Raw genomic sequence first — 18,627 nt, 5'->3', positions numbered from 1 at the left:
GGAGAAAAAACGGCAATGGCCAAAATTTACTTCGCAAATGCCCCGATTGACGCCCGCTTTTATTCGTCGTTGCTTTCCCGGATGGTTCGGGAGGGGCGTAATGGATATAGTCGGGCTTGTGATTTTGGCGGTGGTTGCACTTGGATTGGCGCTTTTCGGCGGCAAGCGGCAATACCGCAAACGCTCGAAAACACCCCACCCCTTTTCGCAGCGCCCATCCAAGCCAGTTTTGGTATCGGCCACGCGCCCGGCAGATGCGGTCGATCAATTGCGCAACGTCATTGGCGCGCCGTTTCAGAAGCGCCGCCTGATGTCGCGCGGCGAATATGAGGTTTTCCGCACGATCGAGCGGCATTTGCCCAATTGCGGACCCGGCTTCCGCATAATGGCGCAGCCAAGCATGGGAGAATTCCTCGCTTCTCCCGATACGGGCGCCTTTCTCAGCATCAATTCCAAGCGGGTCGACATGCTGGTGATCGACACTTTCGGCATGCCCGTCGTTGCCATCGAACACCAGGGCAATGGCCACTATCAGGACGACGCGGCGGCACGCGATGCCGTCAAGCGCGAGGCGCTCCGCCGCGCCGGCGTGGAGCTTGTCGAAATCTTCGATTATCACAGTCCGGCCGACATCTGCCGGCTGACCGGCGAAGCTATCGCGCGCAACAAACCGCCCGCTTCGCCCGATGCAATCCCGACGCGCCCGGCAGCAGGACAGACCTGATCACAGCCGCCCGGGCTGTCCGCCGACATGCTGAACGGCGCGTGCACCATTTTCGATACCGCGTTCGAGGCACATCTCAAGCTGGAGAGGCGCCATCAGCGCCGCGATGAAGCCAGCCGCAAAGGCATCACCAGCGCCTGTCGTGTCGACGACCGGGACGACCGGTGCGGGACGACTGAGCTCGATGCCACCCTTGCTGCCCACTGTCGCACCATCGCGTCCGCGCTTGATGACGACGGATTTAAACTGCGCCCCAAGCCTCTCCATCTGTAGCGCAAGGTCAGCTGTCCCGGTCAGCATCTCGGCTTCATCGGCGTTGGCAAAAATCCAATCTGCCATGCCGACCCAGCCAAGGAAAACCGAGGGCCCGACTTCGCCCAAAAAGCCGATCGATGCCGGATCGATGGCAATCTGGGTTCCACGCCGGCGTGCCCTCGAGAGCAGCGACTGCACCGCCGCCCGCGGCCCCGGAGCGAAAAAACTATAGCCTGACACCAGCAACAGGCCGGTATTGTCGAGCAGACTGTCCGGCAGATCCTCCGCCGAAAGATTGAGATTGGCCCCGCGATCCGTCAGGAAACTGCGCTCGCCGCTCGGATCGACCAGTGTCACGAGCATGCCGGAATGGAGCTTTTCGTCACCGGCAAGATAGGGCGTTACCCCGCAAAGCCGAAACCGGCCTTCGTGGCTCGCCTTGTCGACCATGCCGACCCGCGCCGCGAAGGCCACCTCGACACCTGCAGCCCCGAGCCACACCGCCTGGTTGGCGCCCGACCCGCCCGGCCGCGTCTCGATCGCCGCGCGCCGGTCCGAACCGATCACCACCGGCCCCTCGGGCCGTACGATGACGTCGGTCATGACGTCGCCGACGACGAGAACGCGTTTGCTCATGCGCGGCGAACGGGCGCTTTGCCGGCCTGCACCTTGGCAAGCGCCACGGCAATTTCGCCAGCAACGCGCGCATTGTTCTTGACGAGCGCGATATTGGAGACGAGCGACTTGCCTTCGGTCAGTTCGAAAATCCGCTGCAAGAGGAACGGCGTTGTCGCCTTGCCCTTGATGCCCTTGGCATCGGCATCGGCCAGCGCCTGCGCGATAAAGCCTTCAATCGCGCTCGCTTCCCAGGCGTTTTCCTTTGGGATCGGATTGGCAACAAGAACGCCGCCCATGTCGAGATCGGCCTGTATTGCCAGCATCTTGGCAACGCCTTCGGCATCGTCGAATCGGTGATCGACGCCAAAGCCGCTTTCGCGCGCCCAGAAGGCGGGGAAGTGATCGGTGCCAAAGCCCAGCACCGGCACGCCATTGGTTTCGAGCACTTCGAGCGTCTTGGCGATATCGAGGATCGACTTGGCGCCCGCGCAAACCACTGCCACCGGCGTCCGTCCGAGCTCTTCAAGGTCGGCCGAAATATCGAAGCTGTCCTCGGCCCCGCGATGCACCCCGCCGATGCCGCCGGTCGCAAAGACTTTGATCCCGGCCAGCGCCGCGATCTGCATCGTCGTCGCAACGGTTGTCCCGGCCATCGCGCCGCTTGCGAGCAAAGCTGCGACATCGCGCCGGCTGGCTTTCGCGGCCTTATGGCCTTCCTGGGCGAGGCGCTCGAGGTCTTCTCCCGAAACGCCGACGCAGAGCCGCCCATCCATGATGGCGATGGTGGCCGGCGTTGCGCCGGTTGATCGCACCACGTCTTCCACTTCCTTGGCCATGGCCAGGTTCTGCGGATAGGGCATGCCATGGGTGATGATCGTGGATTCGAGCGCCACGACCGCCTTGCCGGCAGTCAGCGCGGCCTTTACGTCCGCCGAAATCGAGAGATAGGCCTTGCCGGTCATCGGCGCCCCCTGAAAATGTTGAGGCGGAACTGTCTCCGCCGGTTTGGATCGAGGTTTTGCGCTTGCCGCTTTTGCCGGTCAAGCCTGATAAAAACTTCTGTTGGTGCGTCTTGTCGCCCCAGAAAAATGGCTTTAGTTTGCCCCTATGCGAGCGGGAAAGGGCACTTCGCTGACCAGATCATTTGTTGATGGCGCGCGTCTTGCGCCTCGATATTCGCCCAAGACTGGGCCGATCGCAGCGACCCTTCCGGGTGCCCTTCGGCGCCCCCGCGTGACGCGTTACCTTATGCAGTCTGTTTTCGCCCCGGGCACTCAAAGATGAGCGCTCGGGCTTGAACGCGGGTTTTCCGCGATGCCTGCCGCTTGCGGCACAAGACCGCCCTGCCCCGGGGCAAACGCCTATACTGAATATCCATCAGGAGCTTTGAGGTTATGAACAAGACGCTCGCCCTCGCCTTTGGCGCCCTTCTGGCCGCAAGCCCTGCCCTTGCGCAGGAAGAACCGGTCCTCAACGTCTATAACTGGTCCGACTATATCGCCGAAGACACCATCGCTAATTTCGAGGCGGAGACCGGCATCAAGGTCAATTACGACGTCTACGACAATAACGAGATCGTCGATGCCAAGCTTCTGGCCGGCAATTCCGGCTATGACATCGTCGTTCCTTCGGGCAACTTCCTCGAGCGCCAGATCAAGGCAGGCCTGATCCTGCCGCTCGACAAATCCAAGCTTCCCAACCTTGCCAATCTCGATCCCGCCGTCATGGCGACCGCGGCGAGCCAGGACCCGGACAATGCCCATGGCGTGCCCTATATGATCAACACGATCGGGCTCGGCTATAATGTCGCCAAGGTCACCGAAGCGCTTGGACCCGATGCCGACCTGACGAGCTGGGACTTGCTGTTCAAGCCCGAGGTCGTTTCCAAGCTCGCCGATTGCGGCGTCGCGGTGCTCGACAGCCCATCCGAAGTGATCGGCATCGCGCTCCACTATCTTGGCCTAGATCCCAATTCGGAAAGCGAAGAAGACCTCGCCAAGGCCGAAGAGCTGCTCAACTCGATCAAGCCCTCGATCCGCTACTTCCACTCGAGCCAGTACATCGACGATCTCGGCAATGGCGAAATCTGTCTCGCGCTCGGCTATTCCGGCGATATCTTCATTGCAGCCGACGCCGCCGCCAATGCCGGCCAGGGCAACGAAGTCAGCTACCTGATCCCCAAGGAAGGTGCGGCAACGCTCTTTGACTTCCTCGCGATCCCGGTCGATGCCCCGCATCCGGACAACGCCCACAAGTTCATCAACTACATCCTTGAGCCGCAAGTCGTTGCGGCGATCACCAATTACGTTTTCTACGCCAACCCGAACCTGCCGGCGCTCGAATTCGTCGACGAGGAAGTCAAGTCGAACCCGGGCATCTATCCGCCGGCCGAGACAATCGCCAAGGCTTTCGTGATGAAGGCGCATTCGCCCGAATTCGAAGAGGTCTTGACCCGCACCTGGACCCGCATCAAAACGGGTCAGTAACATTCGTTGGGGCGATCCATCCGGGTCGCCCCTTCACTCTTTTGCGTAGAGTCAGCCATGGCCAAGAAGCCGCAGCAGCTTGCAATCGACACGCGTCCATGGCGCGACACTGCAAACCATAGGCCGTTCGTTCGGATCAAGAACGTCACGAAGAAATTCGGCGACGTGCTCGCCGTGCACGATGTGTCGCTCGACATTTACCGCTCCGAACTCTTCTGCCTCCTCGGCGGTTCGGGCTCGGGTAAATCGACCCTGTTGCGCATGCTGGCCGGCTTTGAGCAGCCGACATCGGGCACCATCGAAATCGATGGCCAGGACATGACCGATGTCGCGCCCTATAACCGCCCGGTCAACATGATGTTCCAGTCCTATGCGCTCTTTCCGCATATGTCTGTCGAGCAGAACATTGCCTATGGCCTAAAGCGCGATCACCTCCCCAAGGGCGAGATTGCCGATCGCGTCGCCGAACTCCTGAGCCTCGTCAAGCTCCAGGATTATGGCCGCCGCCGCCCTCATCAGCTTTCCGGCGGCCAGCGCCAGCGCGTCGCCCTTGCCCGCGCTCTCGCCAAGCGCCCAAAACTCCTGCTCCTCGACGAACCCCTTGGCGCGCTCGACAAGAAGCTGCGCGAAGAAACCCAGTTCGAACTGGTGAAAATCCAGGAATCGCTCGGCGTCACCTTCATCGTCGTCACCCACGACCAGGAAGAGGCCATGACGCTGGCAACCCGCATCGGCGTCATGAACCAAGGCGAAATCGCCATGATCGGCGAACCGACCGACATCTACGAATTTCCCAATTCCCGCTTCGTCGCCAATTTCATCGGCTCGGCAAATATGGTTGAGGGTACGGTCACCGAGGACGAGCCAGGCCATGTCCGCATCCGCTCGGCGGAGCTCGGCTGCGATATTTATGTCGGCCACGGCGTCGATTGCGCGCCTGACCAGCTTCTCTGGTGGGCCATCCGCCCTGAAAAGATGGCACTGAGCCGGGAAAAGCCGTTCACCGCGCACGATGCCAATGTCACGGCCGGCATCGTCGAGGAAATCGCCTATCTTGGCGACATCTCGGTCTACCAGGTCGCGCTCGAAAGCGGCAAACGCATCCGTGTCAGCCAGACAAACTCGGTCCGCGGCAACCCCGACGCCATCACCTGGGACGAGAAGGTCTATATCACCTGGAGCGACAATGCCGGCTCGGTGCTGACGGTATGACCGCCACTCACGACCCCACCATCCCGCCACCGCGCCGCCTGAAGCCCTGGAACGCCGTCGAACGCGGTCTTGCCAAAGTCGGCATTTCCGGTCGCATGCTGGTGCTGATTGCGCCGGCGCTTTGGCTCTTGATCTTCTTTCTCGTGCCGTTGGCCGTGGTCTTCGGCATTTCGCTGGCCACCAAGCAGTTCGGCCGTCCACCCTATTCGGCCCTTCTCTCGACCGAGGACGGCACGGTGCAGCTCACCCTGCACCTGTCCAACTACATCCGCCTCTTTACCGACAATCTTTATGTCGCGGCCTATCTCTCCTCGATCCGCATCGCTGCGATCTCGACCATCATCACTCTCCTCGTCGGCTATCCGATGGCCTATGCCATCGCGCGCGCGTCCGATCGGTGGCGCAACATCCTGCTGATGCTGGTGATCCTGCCGTTCTTTACCTCGTTCCTCCTGCGCGTTTATGCCCTGACCGGCTTTATGCGGGGCAATGGCGTCATCAACCAGTTCCTCGGGCTTTTCGGCATCGAGCCTCTCGTGATGATGCAGACCGATTTCGCCGTCTATGTCGGCATCGTCTACACCTACCTGCCCTTCATGATCCTGCCGCTCTATACGACGCTCGTAAAACTCGACGTGTCGCTGTTTGAAGCCTCCGCCGATCTCGGCGGCCGCCCGTTGCGCACCTTCCTCTCGATCACCCTGCCGTTGTCGCTGCCGGGCATTATTGCGGGCTCCATGCTGGTCTTCATTCCGGCCATCGGCGAATTCGTTATTCCCTCGCTTCTCGGCGGGCCAGAAACCCTGATGATCGGCCGCGTCCTTTGGGACGAGTTCTTTACCGCCGCCAATTGGCCCCGCGCCGCCGCCGTGGCCGTTGCCATGCTGGTCGTTGTTGTCGTGCCCATCATGCTGATGCAGCGCGCCCAGAGCGCCGTGGTGGAGAAGTAGCATGTTCCGTCGTGGCTGGTTTCTTCCCATTGCAGCGGCCCTCGGGTTCTCGTTTCTTTACGCGCCGATCGTTTCGCTCGTCATTTTCTCCTTCAACGAAAGCCGTCTCGTGACCGTCTGGTCCGGCTTTTCGACCAAATGGTATGGCGAGCTTTTCCGCGATCCGCAGATGCTGGGCGCGGCATGGCTGAGCCTGCAGATCGCAGCACTCAGCGCCAGCATCGCGCTCGTCCTCGGCACTCTGGCGGCCGTCGCCCTCGTGCGCTTCCGCCGCTTCCGTGGCCGTACGCTTTTTTCCGGCATGGTCTCGGCGCCGCTCGTCATGCCCGACGTCATCACCGGTCTTGCGCTCCTGCTGCTCTTCGTCGCCATGGAAAGCTTCATCGGCTGGCCGCGCGGCCGCGGCATGCTGACCATCGTCATCGCCCATTCGACCTTCTGCATGGCCTATGTCTGCGTCGTCGTGCAGTCGCGCTTGTCCGACTTCGACCGGAGCCTTGAGGAAGCCGCCATGGACCTCGGCGCCTCCCCGGTCCGCACCTTCTTCGACATCACCCTGCCGATCATCGCGCCGGCTCTGGTCTCGGGATGGCTGCTCGGTTTCACCCTGTCGCTCGATGATCTCGTGATCGCCAGCTTCGTTTCCGGCCCCGGCTCCTCGACCCTGCCCATGGTGATCTTCTCGAAGGTCCGCCTCGGCGTCTCCCCGGACGTCAATGCGCTCGCCACCATTATCATCGGCATCGTGGCAACCGGCGTCCTCATCGCGACGATCATTCAGCTGCGCTCCAAGCCGAAAAAAGCCAGGGCTTAGCCCTGGCTATTGCAGCTCGTCCCAAACCCTGCGCAGCGGCGGCGGCAGAACGGCCCCGATGCGCTCGGCATCGAACGGCTCACTCTCGGTCTTGATGACAAGAATGATGTCCCGCGTTATCCCTGCCGGCATGTGAACATGCGGCAAGAGCCGCCGGGCGAGCGCCGTCTCGAAGGCGGCAAGATCGGGCGTGTCGATCGCCTCGCATGGAGTCCAGTCCTGATAGAAAATGCCGCGCTGGACAGCCGGGAGGTGGTTGCCGAACCGCGCGATATCGGCAAGCGGCAATCGCGCCCGCAACTCGTGCAAAAAACCGCGCAGGCAGGCAAAGGTAACATTGTTCGTCTCGAGCATCGCCCGGTCCTTCAGCGCAGCCTGCCAGCGCGCGATGCTTTCATTGGCATATTTGACGTCTCGAGGATTGGTCATGCCAGGAGCCTCCATTTCGCCGCCCCTTTCGGCCCGGCGCGCGCTTGAATCTTTTGTGACTAGACATCGCGCTTTTCGAGGCGCAAGCTCCTCATATGTTCAACCAACGTGAAGGAGGTGATCCAGTGTCTTTTGAGAATGTGGTGCTCGAGGTCCTGGGAATATCGGTGCAGTCAGGGAGTGATCTCGGCTAGCGCGCGCCTCCTCAGGCTCAGCGCCTGTAACTCAGGGAAGGGTCGCTCCGCGGAGCGGCCCTTTTCCTTTTCGGCGGACGGCGTGGCCGCGCGAGGGCTTGACGGGAGGCCGTGGGCCATTGATACCCCTCCCCCATATCTTCATCCGGAGGCCCGCCTTGTCCTCGGCCAATTTCGTCCTGACCCTTTCGTGCAATGACCGCCCGGGCATCGTCGCCGCGGTCACCACCGAACTTGCGGCGCTCAACGCCAACATCGCTGAATCCAATCAGTTCTGGGACAAGGAAACCGGCCGCTTCTTCATGCGCCTCGCCTTCACCGCGCCCGATGGCATGGGCCGCGACCGCATTGAAAAGGCGCTACGCTCGCCCATCGAGCGCTTCGACATGAAAACCGCGCTCAGCGACGAAAGCCGCCGCAAGCAGATCGTCGTGCTGGTCAGCAAATTCGACCACACGCTCCTGCACCTTCTCTACCAGATCCGCGTCAATTGGCTCGATGCCGATGTCGCCGCCATCATCTCCAATCACGTCGACGCCCAAAAGATCGCCGAAGACGCCGGCATTCCCTATCACTACCTGCCTGTCACCAAGGATACCAAGGCCGAACAGGAAGCCCAGGTGCTCGAGATCGTCAAATCGACCGGCGCCGATCTCGTCGTCCTCGCGCGCTATATGCAGGTGCTCTCGGACAATCTCTCGACCCGCCTCTATGGTCAGGTGATCAATATCCACCACTCGTTCCTGCCGAGTTTTAAAGGCGCGAGACCCTATCACCAAGCCCATGAGCGCGGCGTCAAGATCATCGGCGCCACCGCCCATTACGTGACGCCCGATCTTGATGAGGGTCCGATCATCGAGCAGGAAACCGCCCGCGTCACCCACGCCATGAGCCCCGACGACCTCGTCGCCGCCGGCCGCGACATCGAAAGCCGCGTCCTCGCCCGCGCCGTCAAACTGCACCTGGAAAGCCGCGTTATGCTCAATGGCAAGAAGACGGTAGTTTTCGGCTGAGGGCGGGCGACCACCAATCTCGCCAACCTCGTCATTGCTCGGCTTGTCCGGGCAATCTATCTTTTGGAAAGCATGGACTACCGGGACAAGCCCGGTGGTGACGATCGAAGGAGGCCCCTCAAGCCACCTCGTCCACCGGCAAATCCTCGAGATTGAGCGAATCCGCGAGGCTCGTCCGATCCAGGACGGCACGCGTTGCGAGCGTCACGCGTTCGAACACATGCCGGATTTCGCAGGAGCCCTCGTCCTTGCAATCCTCGCATTTGCGATAGGCGATCTTGGAAAGGCACGGGAGCGGTGCGATCGGCCCATCGATCAGCCGAAGCACTTCGCCATACATGATCTCTTCAGGCGCGCGCACGAGTTCATAGCCGCCCATGCGGCCGCGCCGGCTGGTGACGATGCCGGCGCGCTTGAGCTCGAGAAGGATCTGCTCGAGGAATTTCTTGGGAATCGCCTGATCGCGTGAAATTTCGCCGATCATCCGGCTTTCGCCCCGTCCCGCGCGCGCCAGAGCGACAAGGGCCCGGAGCGCATATTTGGCTTTTTGCGAGATCAGTCCCGACATTTTTCCTCTTAGCCTCTGGGCTCCGGCGTCACCGGCGGCACCACCGGTTCGTCGTCCTTCTTGGCCTCATCCTGTTCGGCTTCGTCCGTCTCTTCCGGCAAGGGATTCGCTGGGGGCGCATCGGCTATGACGGCGGGCGCATCGGAAGACGGCGCCGGGTCCACATCTTCGGACGACGCCTCCGGCAGAGGGTCTTCGATGATCAGCGCGGGCTCGGAGGAGGGCACTGGCTCAGGCGCTGCCTCTGGCTCCGGCGCAACCACCGGCTCAGGCTTTGCCTCGGACTCTGGCGTTGCCTCCGGCCCGGGCAATGCGTTGGCCTCCGCCACTTCGACGGGCGCAGATGGCGGGATGACCACGACTTCATCGATTGCCGGCGGCGGCTCGCCGATCGACGGCGTTACCTCGGTCAAGGCGGTTTGAGGCTCGACGGCGATCACTTCGGCTGGAGGAACGGCTTCGTCGGGCTCGTCCGTTAGCCGGACTTCGGAAGGCTCTTCGATCTGCGCGGCCTCGAGGACGGGAATGACGGACGCAGCCTCCTCGCCGGCTGTCTCTGAACGAGCCGCATCCGTCGAAACTTCGGGTGCCGTGATAGGCTCCGACTGCTCCGGCGCCGCTTCGACGATCGCCGCACCTTCAGCTTTGTCACTCACTGGCTGGTCAGATGGCTCGACAAGCGGATCGGGCGCAAGGCTCGGGTCAGGCTCGGACACCGCAACGGGTGCCGCCGTTACCGCCGTCAGCGTCGCAGCGGCCTGGGCAATGATATTGTCGCTTGGCGGCAGCGGTTTTGCCGGCTCCGTTGGCTCAGCCACGGCCTTGGTGTCCTCGCCGCGCAGTAGAGCCAGGATGCCTTTGCCGATTTCGCGCTCGCCACGGATGACGGTGGTCGCGCCAAGCCCGCGCAAGAAGCTCTCTTCTTCTTCTGAATAAGCACGCGCGATGATGCTGATGCCCGGATTGAGCTTGCGGCCGCTTTCGCAGACCGTTCCCGCTTCGAAGGCATTGGAAATCGCAACAAGAAGGTTTTTGGCGCCCCCGAGGTTAACGAGTTTCAAGACGTCCTGGCTCGCGGCATTGCCATAGACAACCTCGAGCCCGGCCGCGCGGGCCGCCGCAACGTCATGGTCGGAATCCTCGATGACGACGAGGTCCCTCTTGGCCTCCTTGAGCCCATCGGCAACGATGCGCCCCACCTGGCCATAGCCGACGAGGACAGTGTGGCCGGTCAGAGTCAGGGGTTCGACGACATCATCATCCGGCCCCGGCGCACCGCGCTCGATTGCGGCTTCGGACGGAATGTCTGTCGTTGCCGGGCCAGCGGCGGCAAGGGTGGGTTCGCGCGGCTCGACCCGCTCGGTGGATGTGGCGACACGCGACGCTGGCAGCCGCGCCTCGATCCGGGGTCGCAGCAATTCCGCTGCCCAGAAGATGATAGGATTAAGGACGATGGAGATCAATGCACCGGCAAGGATCAGGTCCTGACCCTCGGGGGGCATGATGGCGAGCGCCACGCCCATGCTGGCCAAAATGAAGGAAAATTCGCCGATTTGCGCCAGGCTCGCCGAAATCGTCAGCGCCGTGCCCACCGGCCGCCCGAAAATGAGCACGATGGCAAATGCAGCCAGCGATTTGCCGATGACGATGATGAACACCGTCGCCAGCACGGGCAGTGGATTGGTCAGGATGATCGAGGGATCGAACAGCATGCCGACAGAGACGAAGAACAGCACCGCAAAAGCATCGCGCAGCGGCAGCGTTTCGTTGGCGGCGCGATGGCTGAGCTCGCTTTCCGACAGGATCATGCCGGCAAAGAATGCGCCGAGCGCCAGCGACACGCCGAAGAGCACGGCGGAACCGAGCGCCACGCCCAGAGCAATGGCAAGTACGGCGAGGCGAAAGAGTTCGCGGCTGCCGGTATGGGCGGTCGCATGGAGGGCCCAGGGAATGATGCGGCGACCGACGATCAGCATGAAGCCGACAAAGGCCGCGACCTTGACGACCGTGAGCACCAGAACGCCCCAGATGCCGATGCTGGTATTAAAGATGCGCTCGACGAACGAGACGAAAGGGTCATGAAGGCCGGTATCCGTGCCATTAAGGCTCGCGACGGCGGGTATCAGCACCAGGGCCAGAACCATGGCAAGATCTTCGACGATCAGCCACCCAACCGCTATCCGGCCCCGTTCACTCTCGATCAGCCGCCGATCCTGCAGGGCCTTTAAAAGCACCACCGTCGAGGCGACTGAGAGTGCAAGGCCGAAAAGGAGCGACCCGCCGAGGTCCCACCCGAGAAGCAGTCCAAGCCCTGCACCAAGTGCCGTGGCAACGGCGATCTGGGCAATGGCGCCCGGAATGGCGAGCGCGCGAACGCTCATCAGGTCCTTGAGCGAAAAATGCAGGCCCACGCCGAACATGAGAAGAATGACGCCAAGCTCGGCAAGTTCGGCTCCGAGCGCCTGATCGGCGACAAAGCCGGGCGTATTCGGGCCGACCAGGACACCGGCGAAAAGATAGCCAACGAGCGGAGGAAGCCGCAGCCGATTGGCCAACATCCCGAAAATATAAGCCAGCACCAAACCCGCGACGATCGTAGTGATCAAGGGGGTATCATGGTGCATCAGCGTTCCTCCGGTCGGTATTGGCTAAAATCTCTATTGTCACAATGGGGTATCGAACCCCGCCGCGCAAGCGCCACACCCGGCAAAGTGCTAAACCATTGGGCTGATAGGCGGTAATTTTATTAAGGCGCCAAGTGTGTCTGAACTTGGGTAAGGCGAACGAAAAGCCGGAAGCGATCAGCTGACGATCGTGATGCGCTCGGCGGCACGGGTGATGCCGGTATAAAGCCAGCGCGCCCGCTCCTCGCGGAAAACGAAGCTTTCATCGAAGAGATACACATTGTCCCATTGGCTGCCCTGCGCCTTATGGACCGTCAGGCAATAGCCGAAGGTGAATTCGTCGAACTGCCGCCGCTCGGTCCACGCCATGGTCTCTTCTTCGCCGGAAAAGAAAGCCTTGTGGGTGAGAACGCGGGTTTCACCCTTTCCTTCGTCATCGGCCAGCATCAGCGACCATTTCCCGTTCGACCGCCGCGTCGTATCCGTCACTATCCATATCTGCCCGTTGAGCAGGCGTTTCCGCGGATTGTTTCGAAGACACACCATGCGGTCGCCGACCACCGGCTCGTGGAAGGGCAGCCCCTTGAGCTCCCGCAGGCGGTCGTTATAGGTCAGGCGTGTCTTGTTGCGTCCGACCAGCACCTGATCGGCTTGCATCACCGCATCCCGGTCCACCTGATCGCGCCCGACGACGATGCTTTCGCCATAGCGCCCGTGTTCCAGAAAGCCGCCTTCGCGAACCGCCATCGATAGCTGAATGATTGGATTATCCGCCGCCTGCCGATGGATTTCGGTGAGCATGATGTCTGGCTCGACGGCGGTGAAAAACCCCGCTCCCTGCACGGGCGGCAACTGGAACGGATCGCCGAGCACCAGGATCTTGGTGCCGAATGACAAAAGGTCGGCGCCGAGCTGCTCGTCGACCATCGAAACTTCGTCGATAACGATGAGGTCCGCGTCCGCTGCGGGGCTTTCCGGATCGAGCACGAAGCGCGGCTCGCCCTCCTTCTCGCTGACGAGCGTATAGATGAGCGAGTGGATGGTCTGGGCGCCCTTGCAGCCGCGCTTGCGCATGACCATCGCCGCCTTGCCGGTAAACGCCGCATATTTGACCGAACGCACATCCTGCGCGAGATGGACGGCAAGCGTCGACTTGCCGGTGCCGGCCCAGCCGAACAGGCGAAAGACCTGCGGGCCATTCTTGTCCTTGAGCCATTTGGATACGGCAACCAGCGCCGCATCCTGCTGTCCCGACCAGACCGGCGTCGACATCAGGCGATCACCGTCCGCACGGTGCCGACGCCTTCGATCATGCCCTCGATCACATCGCCCTTGACCACGGCACCGACGCCGGCCGGGGTGCCTGTCATGATCAGGTCTCCGGCCCTGAGGGCGACGAAGCCGCTGAGATAGGCGATGGCTTCGGGCACCGTCCATATCTGGTCACTGAGGTCGCCGCGCTGCCGTTCAGTGCCATTGACCGAAAGGGTGATCGCGCCCTTGGCAGGATGGCCGATGGCGCCTGCCGGTTGAATGGTGCCCATAGGCGCCGAATGGTCGAAGGCCTTCGCCATTTCCCAAGGACGGCCAGCCTTCTTCGCGACCGCCTGCAGATCGCGCCGCGTCATATCGATGCCGGCGGCATAGCCAAAAACGTGCTCGAGCGCGTACGCTTCAGCGATGTCACGTCCATCCTTGCCGATGGCAACGACGAGCTCGATCTCGAAATGCAGGTCCGCGGTTTGCTGCGGATAAGGCATGTCTTCGCCATCGATCAGGATCGCATCGGCAGGCTTGGCGAAAAAGAACGGCGGATCGCGCACGTCATTGCCCATTTCCTTGATGTGCTCGGCATAATTCCGCCCCACGCAGTAGATGCGCCGGACAGGAAAGAAGGAACCACCATGGACCGGCACGACCACCGGCTGCGGAGCCGGAAAAACAAGATCAGCCACGCGAAAACTCCTCGGCATAGGGCGCAATAAGGTCAAGATCGACAGGCCCGAGCCGATCCTGCGCCGTGAAGGACTGGTGCCAATAGGGATAAAGCAGCGGCGGGCGGCTGGCATCGTCTAGCCGCTTGCGCTCTTCCGCCGTCAAGTTGAGTCTGGCTGCGGCAATATTGTCGGCAAACTGCTTTTCATCGCGTCCGCCAATGATCGCCGAAGTGACGCCAGGACGGCCAAGCAACCAGGCCAGCGAAACCTGTGCGCCTGACACGCCGCGTTGCCCGGCAATGTCGACGATGACGTCGATCACCCCATAGAGCTTTTCCCAGTCATAGACCGGTGGCTCGCGGAACCCGCCGACATGCCGCCCGCTATCGGGGGCACTATCGCGGCGATATTTGCCGGACAGGAGCCCGCCGGCGAGCGGCGACCACACGAGAATTCCGAGCCCCTGATCCTGCGAAATCGGCACGAGTTCGTATTCGGCATCGCGCGAATGGAGCGAATAGTGGATCTGCTGGGACACGAAGCGCTCGCCCTGGCGCTTCTCCGTGGCCATCAGCGCCTTCATGATGTGCCAGCCCGAATAATTCGAGCAGCCGATATAGCGGACATGACCATGGCGCACGAGCGTATCGAGCGATTCCATGGTTTCCTCGATGGGCGTCATCCCATCCCATTCGTGGACCTGGTAAAGATCGATCACATCGGTCTTGAGGCGCTTCAGGCTTGCCTTGCATTGCTCGATGATGTGATGGCGCGAAAGGCCGACCTCGTTGGGGCCACCCCCCATCTTGAACCGCACCTTGGTCGCTATCAGCGCTTTTTGCCGGCGGCCGTTCTCGCGTAGCACATCGCCCAGAATTTCTTCGGAAACGCCGGCATTATAGACATTGGCGGTGTCGTAGAGATTGATGCCGGCATCAAGACAAAGGTCGACCTGGCGCGCTGCGTCCGCGGGGCTCGTATTGCCGATCTTCTGGCTGCCGCCGAACGTCATGGTGCCCATGGTCAAAACGGAGACCTTGAGCCCCGAGCGCCCGAGATAGCGATACTCCATCGGCCATTCCTCCTTTGTTCCGCTGGTAGGGCTAAAGGGTGGAAGGATTCGGGTCAATCGCCACCACGGCTCCCTCTCGCAGAATCGATGTTTTTGCGGCAGATTTCGGCCGATCCTGGGGAGGAAATTCATGCGTATCCGCCATTTGCTTTTTGCCGTACTGGTCAGCCTGGCTTCGCCGGCGCTGGCGCAGGATGCCGGCCGCTATGCAGGCGACTGGCAGGTCACGACCGGGGACGGCGGAACCGGCATGTGCCGGATCAACCTCGCCACCAGCAGCGGGACATTCGGATATTGGGCAACGAGCCTGGGCTGCCTCGGTCCTCTCGCCATGGTCAATGGCTGGCGGACGGAAGGGGGCAATGTTCACCTTCTCGGCTATGACGGTAATGCGGTCGCGACGTTTTCACCCAATGGCCGCGCCCTCGACGGCCGATCCGCCAATGGCGAACCCATGGTGCTGGCCCCGCTGAGCGGACAGAACGTTGCCTCGAACATGCCCGCTCCAGCGCAGAACTGCATACGCCATCCCGCCAGCGGCTATTGCGCCGACGCTACCGATATCGCTGTGCCGACGAAGTTTCCGCTCTGGGTGCGCGGCGCGCATCTGCTCAACATTCGGGCCATGCCGGACGGAAACAGCCAGCTCATCGGCCAAACCCAGCCGGGGCAATGCTTCATGATCGATTCCTGCCAGGCAACACCCGAAGGCATTCGCTGCCATATCGCGCCGGGTCAGAACGGCTTGCCGACGGGCTACGTTCTCAAGCACTTCACCGACGAGAATGGCACCTTCATCGGCTTCCAGAACTTTTGCTGAAGAGCTTTCCATGAGCGGCACGGCGGATTAGAGGAAGGGCCACGTCCTTCCGAAAGCCAGTCCTTGCGGCCGCCAACACCGATCGTCTCCGTTCTTCTTGTTGCCCTCGGCATGGTTTTCACCCAGACCGGTGCGAGCTTTGCCAAGATGCTGTTTCCGCTGGTCGGCCCATTCGGCGCCACCGCCCTGCGGCTGACGCTTGGTGCTCTCGCCTTGATGCTGGTGTTCCGGCCATGGCGACACCAGCTTGATGGCAAGCAGAAGCGAGCGGTCCTTCTTTATGGCGTCGTCATGGGAGCCATGAACCTTTTTTTCTACGCAGCGCTCGAACACATACCGCTCGGTATAGCGGTGGCGCTCGAGTTCACCGGTCCGCTAGCGGTCGCTCTCGTCGGCGCGCGCAAGCCGCTCGATTTTGCCTGGATTGCCCTGGCGCTCGTAGGATTTGTTTCCCTGCTCCCCTGGGGTGGGTTCGCGGGCGACATTTCGCCGGTTGGCGTCGCGCTCGCCCTCAGCGCCGGAGCCTGCTGGGCCGGTTATATCATCTTCGGGCAAAGGGCCGGGACAGGCGGGGGCGCCCATATCGCAGCGCTCGGTGTCGCGACCGCAGCCCTGATCGCGCTGCCCTTTGGCATCGTTACGGCGGGGCCGCTCCTGTTCGATCCGGCCATCCTGCCGCTCGGGCTTGCGGTGGCGCTGTGTTCGAGCGCCATTCCCTATGCGCTCGACATGATCGCACTGCCCCAAATCCCCGCGCGGCTCTTCGGCATCCTGATGAGCGGCCAGCCGGCACTGGCAGCCATTTCAGGCCTTGTCATCCTGGGCGAGACGCTGAGCATGCCGCAGATCGCCGGCATGGCCGCCATTATCGTCGCATCCATCGGCGCCACCGCCACCATCACCCGGCCAGCCCCGCCTACCGCCTAAGAGGCTGGATTTATCGTTCCGGATGCGCATAGTTGCGGGCGGGAAAACGAGGTGCCTCATGCTTTATGCTGTCCTTTGCTACAATGACGAAAATCGTGTTTCCACCTGGACCAAAGAGGAAGACGACGCCTGCATGGTGCGTCTTGGAAAGGTGCAGGACGAGCTGAGAAGCGTTGGCAAGCTAGGCCCGGTGGTGCGCCTCCAAAACACGACCGAAGCCAAGACGCTGCGCAAGGCTTCGGGAGAGCCAGTCGTGTTCGATGGTCCCTTTGCCGAGACCAAGGAGCAGTTTCTGGGCTTTTACGTCGCCGAGTGCGAGACGATCGATGAGGCAGTCGATTTCGCCAAGAAGCTTGCGGTCGCCAATCCCGATTCCGGCTCTTACGAAATACGGCCCCTCCGCATTTATCTGCCAAGCGCCCTGCCGGCCGAATGAGCAGGCTTTGCTTAACTACGAAGGGCGTTAAGCGAAGAAAATTAAGGGTGTTGCGTCTATAGTTACTGGCTGAAACGGCCAGCTCTGCGAGACGCATGTACCAGACCCGTAAAACCGATGCTGTGGCAACGCCGCCCGGAAGCGCCAGCGTGCGCACCGTGACGTTCGGCACGAGTTATGACGGTGTCGAGCGCCGTCAGGCACCGCCGCCGCCGGCCAATCCGCTGGCTGGTATTACGCCCGTCATCATCCTCGGCTGGGTCCGGCGCTTCTGGCTCATCGCCCTTGCCCTTGCCGTGCTCGGTGCGCTTGCCGGTTTTGCCGCCGGCACGCTGATCCCGCCGCGTTACACCAGCTATTCCGATATCCTGCTCGACCCGAACAACCTTCAGCTTGTCGACGACGACGTCTATGGTCGTAGCGCCACCGCGGAAGCCCAGGTTATCGACGTCGAAAGCAAGATGCGCATCCTGACCTCGATCAGCGTGCTTGGCCGGGTCGTCGACCAACTCAATCTCGTCAATGACCCCGATATCCTTGGACCCGGAGATGTCGCGCCGGGTGGCGATGCACGCATCGCGGCAATCCTGGCGCTCGGCGATCGCGTGCGCGTCAGCCGCGAAGAACGCTCCTATGTGGTGACGGCGTCGGTCTGGGCCCGGACGCCAGAAAAATCCGCCGCCCTCACGGACGCCATTGTCAGCGCCTTCCTCGTCGAGCTGGCCGAAACCGAAAGCCAGGGGGCGCGCACCGCCTCCGAAGCGCTGAGCCAGCGCCTGACGGAATTGCGCGACGACGCGGCAAAGGCCGAGGCCGCGGTGGTCGATTATCGCCAGCAGAACGGCTTGCCGATGACCACCAGCGACAGCCAGCTCAGCACGCAATCAGCCGTTCAACTCAACACCCAGGTCGATACCGCCCGGGAAACCCTGATCACTGCCGAAGCGCGCTATGCCGCCTTGGCCGCCGGAAACGAGGGCGCCGGCGCCCAGGAATCCGAACTTCTCGCCGAACTGCGCACCGAATATGCGACGACCAAGAAGAACGTCGATTCCCTTGCGGCTACGCTTGGCCCGCGTCATCCGAGCCTGACGACCGCGCGCGCCGAACTCGATGCTCTCCAGGGTGAGATCGACCAGGAAGTCGCTCGTATCGTCGAAGGCGCCCGCACCGACCTGCAGCGCGCCCGGGATGTTTTTGACCAGCTCAGCAATGCGGCCGGCGCACAGCTGGGCAATGTCTTTTCCGACGAAAAGGCGCAGCTCGAGCTGCGCCAGCTCGAACGGACGGCGGCATCGGCCGTCGCCATCTATGAAGCCTATCTCAATCGAGCCGGCCAGGTCGCCGAACGCAGCCAGCTCAATACGTCCAAGGTCAGGGTGATCTCGCCAGCCGTGGCGCCGCTCGTGCGCTCCTATCCGCCACGGACCATGATGCTGGTCATTGGCGGGTTTATCGGCGGCCTTATGGCCGGCTTGGCGGTTGCCGCTGGCCTGGGCTTCCTCCTGCACATGAGGCAGCGGCGCGTGATCGCCTGACAGGGTCCAA

At 62.0% G+C, this 18,627-nt stretch carries 17 protein-coding genes and 1 pseudogene; 10 read left to right on the top strand and 8 right to left on the bottom strand.

What is annotated here, in order from left to right:
- The first annotated feature begins 100 nt into the window (after positions 1 to 100).
- Positions 101 to 724 (top strand): DUF2726 domain-containing protein, encoded by a 624-nt coding sequence (locus VW35_RS11590; protein ID WP_052951677.1) that lies wholly within the window; start codon positions 101 to 103, stop codon positions 722 to 724.
- Here VW35_RS11590 and VW35_RS11585 read toward each other — a convergent pair whose 3' ends face one another.
- Both VW35_RS11585 and VW35_RS11580 read right to left on the bottom strand, forming a co-directional pair.
- Positions 725 to 1,615 (bottom strand): carbohydrate kinase family protein, encoded by an 891-nt coding sequence (locus VW35_RS11585; protein WP_046143210.1) that lies wholly within the window; start codon positions 1,613 to 1,615, stop codon positions 725 to 727.
- Entirely contained in the window at positions 1,612 to 2,559 is a 948-nt protein-coding gene (locus VW35_RS11580) for a pseudouridine-5'-phosphate glycosidase (protein WP_046143209.1), read from the bottom strand. The genes VW35_RS11585 and VW35_RS11580 overlap by 4 nt, the downstream gene beginning before the upstream one ends.
- 408 nt (positions 2,560 to 2,967) lie before the next feature.
- Here VW35_RS11580 and VW35_RS11575 point away from each other — a divergent pair, with 408 nt between their 5' ends.
- The 4 genes from VW35_RS11575 to VW35_RS11560 are packed head-to-tail and all read left to right on the top strand — an operon-like array spanning position 2,968 to position 7,059.
- Complete coding sequence (locus tag VW35_RS11575; protein WP_200896896.1) at positions 2,968 to 4,083, top strand: polyamine ABC transporter substrate-binding protein; 1,116 nt, start codon at positions 2,968 to 2,970, stop codon at positions 4,081 to 4,083.
- A 57-nt stretch (positions 4,084 to 4,140) separates the two neighbouring features.
- Positions 4,141 to 5,295, top strand: coding sequence for an ABC transporter ATP-binding protein (locus tag VW35_RS11570; RefSeq protein WP_046143207.1), 1,155 nt, complete (start codon positions 4,141 to 4,143; stop codon positions 5,293 to 5,295).
- Positions 5,292 to 6,245 (top strand): ABC transporter permease subunit, encoded by a 954-nt coding sequence (locus tag VW35_RS11565; protein WP_052951676.1) that lies wholly within the window; start codon positions 5,292 to 5,294, stop codon positions 6,243 to 6,245. Before VW35_RS11570 ends, VW35_RS11565 begins: the two co-directional genes overlap by 4 nt.
- A gap of 1 nt (position 6,246) precedes the next feature.
- On the top strand, positions 6,247 to 7,059 hold the full coding sequence (locus tag VW35_RS11560) for an ABC transporter permease subunit (RefSeq protein ID WP_046143206.1): 813 nt from the start codon (positions 6,247 to 6,249) through the stop codon (positions 7,057 to 7,059).
- A gap of 6 nt (positions 7,060 to 7,065) precedes the next feature.
- Here the strand turns inward: VW35_RS11560 and VW35_RS20640 are convergent, their stop codons facing one another.
- Entirely contained in the window at positions 7,066 to 7,488 is a 423-nt protein-coding gene (locus tag VW35_RS20640; RefSeq protein ID WP_161796900.1) for a DUF2267 domain-containing protein, read from the bottom strand.
- A 352-nt stretch (positions 7,489 to 7,840) separates the two neighbouring features.
- On the opposite strand from VW35_RS20640, the gene purU reads away from it, so the two are divergent.
- Positions 7,841 to 8,695: a formyltetrahydrofolate deformylase gene (gene purU, locus VW35_RS11550; RefSeq protein WP_046143205.1), complete on the top strand. Its 855-nt coding sequence runs from the start codon at positions 7,841 to 7,843 to the stop codon at positions 8,693 to 8,695.
- Between the two features lie 118 nt (positions 8,696 to 8,813).
- Here the strand turns inward: purU and VW35_RS11545 are convergent, their stop codons facing one another.
- The 5 genes and pseudogenes from VW35_RS11545 to VW35_RS11525 all read right to left on the bottom strand — a co-directional run bounded on the left by VW35_RS11545 (position 8,814) and on the right by VW35_RS11525 (position 14,896).
- The gene (locus VW35_RS11545) at positions 8,814 to 9,254 is read right to left on the bottom strand and encodes an RrF2 family transcriptional regulator (RefSeq protein ID WP_046143354.1); all 441 of its coding nucleotides are present in this window, start codon (positions 9,252 to 9,254) and stop codon (positions 8,814 to 8,816) included.
- Positions 9,255 to 10,036: 782 nt separating this feature from the next.
- Positions 10,037 to 11,887: pseudogene (locus tag VW35_RS11540) on the bottom strand (cation:proton antiporter domain-containing protein); the annotation flags it as partial.
- A 177-nt stretch (positions 11,888 to 12,064) separates the two neighbouring features.
- Positions 12,065 to 13,159 (bottom strand): ATP-dependent DNA helicase, encoded by a 1,095-nt coding sequence (locus VW35_RS11535; RefSeq protein WP_046143204.1) that lies wholly within the window; start codon positions 13,157 to 13,159, stop codon positions 12,065 to 12,067.
- Positions 13,159 to 13,842, bottom strand: a complete 684-nt coding sequence (locus tag VW35_RS11530) for a fumarylacetoacetate hydrolase family protein (RefSeq protein WP_244465887.1) — start codon at positions 13,840 to 13,842, stop codon at positions 13,159 to 13,161. Before VW35_RS11530 ends, VW35_RS11535 begins: the two co-directional genes overlap by 1 nt.
- Complete coding sequence (locus VW35_RS11525; RefSeq protein WP_046143202.1) at positions 13,835 to 14,896, bottom strand: aldo/keto reductase; 1,062 nt, start codon at positions 14,894 to 14,896, stop codon at positions 13,835 to 13,837. The genes VW35_RS11530 and VW35_RS11525 overlap by 8 nt, the downstream gene beginning before the upstream one ends.
- Positions 14,897 to 15,026: 130 nt before the next feature.
- Between VW35_RS11525 and VW35_RS11520 the strand changes: the two genes are divergently transcribed.
- The 4 genes from VW35_RS11520 (at position 15,027) to VW35_RS11505 (ending at position 18,617) form a co-directional block, all read left to right on the top strand.
- A complete protein-coding gene (locus VW35_RS11520) occupies positions 15,027 to 15,716 on the top strand; it encodes an AprI/Inh family metalloprotease inhibitor (protein WP_046143201.1) in 690 nt (229 codons plus the stop codon).
- A 63-nt stretch (positions 15,717 to 15,779) separates the two neighbouring features.
- Positions 15,780 to 16,643, top strand: coding sequence for an EamA family transporter (locus VW35_RS11515; RefSeq protein WP_046143200.1), 864 nt, complete (start codon positions 15,780 to 15,782; stop codon positions 16,641 to 16,643).
- 58 nt (positions 16,644 to 16,701) lie between these two features.
- Complete coding sequence (locus tag VW35_RS11510) at positions 16,702 to 17,079, top strand: YciI family protein (protein ID WP_046143199.1); 378 nt, start codon at positions 16,702 to 16,704, stop codon at positions 17,077 to 17,079.
- A gap of 95 nt (positions 17,080 to 17,174) precedes the next feature.
- Positions 17,175 to 18,617 carry a GumC family protein gene (locus VW35_RS11505; RefSeq protein ID WP_052951673.1) on the top strand — a complete coding sequence of 481 codons (1,443 nt, stop codon included), beginning with the start codon at positions 17,175 to 17,177 and terminating at the stop codon, positions 18,615 to 18,617.
- Positions 18,618 to 18,627 lie beyond the last annotated feature (10 nt).

The organism is Devosia soli, assembly GCF_000970455.1.
GTDB classification, from domain to species: domain Bacteria; phylum Pseudomonadota; class Alphaproteobacteria; order Rhizobiales; family Devosiaceae; genus Devosia; species Devosia soli.
This window is presented reverse-complemented; position numbering and strand designations above follow the sequence as displayed.

What these genes read in the sequence shown, in the direction of transcription:
- VW35_RS20640 (WP_161796900.1), bottom strand. Translation starts at nt 7,488, where the DNA reads ATGACCAATCCTCGAGACGTCAAATATGCCAATGAAAGCATCGCGCGC.
- VW35_RS11565 (WP_052951676.1), top strand. Translation starts at nt 5,292, where the DNA reads ATGACCGCCACTCACGACCCCACCATCCCGCCACCGCGCCGCCTGAAG.
- VW35_RS11535 (WP_046143204.1), bottom strand. Translation starts at nt 13,159, where the DNA reads ATGTCGACGCCGGTCTGGTCGGGACAGCAGGATGCGGCGCTGGTTGCC.
- VW35_RS11510 (WP_046143199.1), top strand. Translation starts at nt 16,702, where the DNA reads ATGCTTTATGCTGTCCTTTGCTACAATGACGAAAATCGTGTTTCCACC.
- VW35_RS11525 (WP_046143202.1), bottom strand. Translation starts at nt 14,896, where the DNA reads ATGGAGTATCGCTATCTCGGGCGCTCGGGGCTCAAGGTCTCCGTTTTG.
- VW35_RS11520 (WP_046143201.1), top strand. Translation starts at nt 15,027, where the DNA reads ATGCGTATCCGCCATTTGCTTTTTGCCGTACTGGTCAGCCTGGCTTCG.
- VW35_RS11560 (WP_046143206.1), top strand. Translation starts at nt 6,247, where the DNA reads ATGTTCCGTCGTGGCTGGTTTCTTCCCATTGCAGCGGCCCTCGGGTTC.
- VW35_RS11580 (WP_046143209.1), bottom strand. Translation starts at nt 2,559, where the DNA reads ATGACCGGCAAGGCCTATCTCTCGATTTCGGCGGACGTAAAGGCCGCG.
- VW35_RS11590 (WP_052951677.1), top strand. Translation starts at nt 101, where the DNA reads ATGGATATAGTCGGGCTTGTGATTTTGGCGGTGGTTGCACTTGGATTG.
- VW35_RS11570 (WP_046143207.1), top strand. Translation starts at nt 4,141, where the DNA reads ATGGCCAAGAAGCCGCAGCAGCTTGCAATCGACACGCGTCCATGGCGC.
- VW35_RS11505 (WP_052951673.1), top strand. Translation starts at nt 17,175, where the DNA reads ATGTACCAGACCCGTAAAACCGATGCTGTGGCAACGCCGCCCGGAAGC.
- VW35_RS11585 (WP_046143210.1), bottom strand. Translation starts at nt 1,615, where the DNA reads ATGAGCAAACGCGTTCTCGTCGTCGGCGACGTCATGACCGACGTCATC.